Source organism: Massilibacterium senegalense, from assembly GCF_001375675.1.
GTDB classification, from domain to species: domain Bacteria; phylum Bacillota; class Bacilli; order Bacillales; family Massilibacteriaceae; genus Massilibacterium; species Massilibacterium senegalense.
Map to the genome: position 1 here is coordinate 1 of NZ_LN831778.1, position 953 is coordinate 953.

Genomic DNA, 953 nt, shown 5'->3' on the forward strand with positions numbered 1-953 from the left:
AAGCTTGAGTGCAGAAGAGGAGAGTGGAATTCCATGTGTAGCGGTGAAATGCGTAGAGATATGGAGGAACACCAGTGGCGAAGGCGACTCTCTGGTCTGCAACTGACGCTGAGGCGCGAAAGCGTGGGGAGCGAACAGGATTAGATACCCTGGTAGTCCACGCTGTAAACGATGAGTGCTAGGTGTCGGGGGGTCCAACCCTCGGTGCTGTCGCTAACGCACTAAGCACTCCGCCTGGGGAGTACGGTCGCAAGACTGAAACTCAAAGGAATTGACGGGGGCCCGCACAAGCGGTGGAGCATGTGGTTTAATTCGAAGCAACGCGAAGAACCTTACCAAGTCTTGACATCCCTTGCACGCTCTAGAGATAGAGTTTTCCCCTTCGGGGGACAAGGTGACAGGTGGTGCATGGTTGTCGTCAGCTCGTGTCGTGAGATGTTGGGTTAAGTCCCGCAACGAGCGCAACCCTTGATCTTAGTTGCCAGCATTTAGTTGGGCACTCTAAGGTGACTGCCGGTGACAAACCGGAGGAAGGTGGGGATGACGTCAAATCATCATGCCCCTTATGACTTGGGCTACACACGTGCTACAATGGGTGATACAAAGGGTCGCGAAGTCGCAAGGCGGAGCTAATCCCATAAAGTCACTCTCAGTTCGGATTGCAGGCTGCAACTCGCCTGCATGAAGTCGGAATCGCTAGTAATCGCAGATCAGCATGCTGCGGTGAATACGTTCCCGGGCCTTGTACACACCGCCCGTCACACCACGAGAGTTTGCAACACCCGAAGTCGGTGAGGTAACCTTTTGGAACCAGCCGCCGAAGGTGGGGTAGATGATTGGGGTGAAGTCGTAACAAGGTAGCCGTATCGGAAGGTGCGGCTGGATCACCTCCTTTCTAAGGAATATACAAAGAGCATCGCTCTTTTACAAAAACATTTTCAATCTTTAGATTG

At 53.0% G+C, this 953-nt stretch carries 1 rRNA gene; it reads left to right on the forward strand.

Annotated elements, in window-relative coordinates:
* Positions 1–895: ribosomal RNA gene (locus BN1372_RS00010) — 16S ribosomal RNA — on the forward strand; the annotation flags it as partial.
* Positions 896–953: the final 58 nt, after the last annotated feature.